This is a genomic window from Mesorhizobium sp. M7A.F.Ca.CA.002.09.1.1 (genome assembly GCF_003998555.1).
Lineage (GTDB): Bacteria > Pseudomonadota > Alphaproteobacteria > Rhizobiales > Rhizobiaceae > Mesorhizobium > Mesorhizobium ciceri.
This window is the reverse complement of record NZ_RZRR01001063.1, coordinates 1-1,669: the sequence shown is the minus strand read 5'-3', so window position 1 is coordinate 1,669 and position 1,669 is coordinate 1. Positions and strand designations below refer to the sequence as shown.

General features: G+C 62.9%; 2 protein-coding genes. One reads left to right on the top strand and one right to left on the bottom strand.

The window, feature by feature from the left end; translation table 11 throughout:
• Positions 1-388, bottom strand: a 388-nt coding sequence (locus EN994_RS30235) for a TMEM175 family protein (RefSeq protein WP_127308090.1), incomplete at its 3' end; no start/stop codon positions are given.
• Between the two features lie 151 nt (positions 389-539).
• Here EN994_RS30235 and EN994_RS30230 point away from each other — a divergent pair.
• Positions 540-1,669, top strand: a 1,130-nt coding sequence (locus tag EN994_RS30230) for an MFS transporter (RefSeq protein ID WP_127308089.1), incomplete at its 3' end; no start/stop codon positions are given.

Here is a 1,669-nt window from a genome sequence, read left to right as displayed (position 1 = left end):
CCAGCAGATTGAGCCAGTAGACCAGCACCGCGGTTCTGAACTCGAGGAAGTCGGCCAGAAGATCGGTCGAGAAGGGCAGCAAGGCGATGAAGGCGAGAAAGCAAAGGTTCAGCGTGGCAAGCCGTCGATCGGATTTGGCGATCAGACCATGCTGCGCCTGCTGGCCAAACCAGAAGATGGTCAGCGTCAGGAAGCTCAAGGCGTAGGTCAGGAAACGCGGCGCCAGGGCGGCGATCGCGGCGAGCAGCTCGCGTTCGGAATGGATCGCCTCGTGCGCCGGCACCCTGATTTCGAGAACGATCAGGGTGAGCGCGATGGCGTATTCGCCATCGGTGATCCCGACGATACGGCCGCGTCCCTCAGCCGATGCTTCAAGTGGCCGCTTCATCGATGTTTCCCCATCGGCACCTTCCGGAAACCTAGCATGGTTGCCGCCATTTGCATCTGACAGGGTGCGACCCTGGCCAAACGGCTGGTTTCAGCGACAGCAAGCCACTGGCTGGTTGTTGCCGGTGCGCCAGGGGTTTAAGCAAGGTTTCATGCATTCACCAAGTGAAGCCGCCGCCGTCCCGCTGACCAATCCGGTCACGAATGGAACGTTTTGTCCGCAGTCGCGGCGACGATTTGTGCTGATCGCGGCAATTCTGGCCTCGGCGCTTGGCTTCATAGACGGCTCCATCCTGGCCATCGCTACACCAGCGATCCGCGTCAATCTCGGCGCAAGCCTTGCCGAGGCGCAGTGGATTTCCAATGCCTATGCGTTGACGCTCTCGGCGCTGATCCTGGCCGGGGGCGCTGCCGGTGACCGATTCGGTCTGCGCCGCGCCTTCGTGGCCGGCATCGCGCTGTTCATCCTCGCTTCGCTTGCCTGTGCGCTGGCGCCGAATGCAATTGTGCTGATCGCATTTCGCGCGTTGCAGGGCATCGGTGCGGCAATCATGGTGCCTGGCAGCCTCGCCATCATCGCCAAGGCCTACCCGAAGAAAGAACGCGGCCGTGCTATCGGCATCTGGGCGGCGGCTTCGGCGCTGACCACGGCACTTGGCCCGGTGTTCGGCGGCTTCGTGCTGTCGGCCTTCGGTGACGGCATCTGGCGGGCGATCTTCGCCATCAACCTGCCGCTGGGCTTGATTTCGATCTGGCTTCTGCTGGCCAAGGTTCCGGCCGATGTGCCGACGGAGAAACGCAGCCTGGATCTCGGCGGTGCAGCGCTCGCGACATTGGCTTTCGGTGCGCTTGCCTATGGGCTGACCTCGATGAGCGCCAGCGGCGAGGGCCTCATGGCAGGGCCGAGCATTGCCGCCGGCGTCGTATTGCTGGCTGTCTTCATCGTCTTCGAGCTTCGGCAGCGCGAGCCGATGATCGACCTCAGCCTGTTTCGCGTCGGTGCTTTCGCCGGCGCCAATGTGGCGACGTTCTTCCTCTATTTTGCGCTGTCGGCCAACCTTTTCTATCTGCCAATGCTGCTGATCGCCGGCTGGGGCCTGAGCACGGCCGAGGTCGGCTTCATCTTCCTGCCCTTGTCGGCATCGATCGCGCTTTTGTCGGGACCTGTCGGCAAGCTGTCGGACCGGATCGGACCGCGTTTTCCGATCGCCTGCGGCAGCCTGGTCGTGGCTTTTGCGTTTGCCGGGCTGGCCTTGCTCACCTACGCCGGCCTCCACAATTT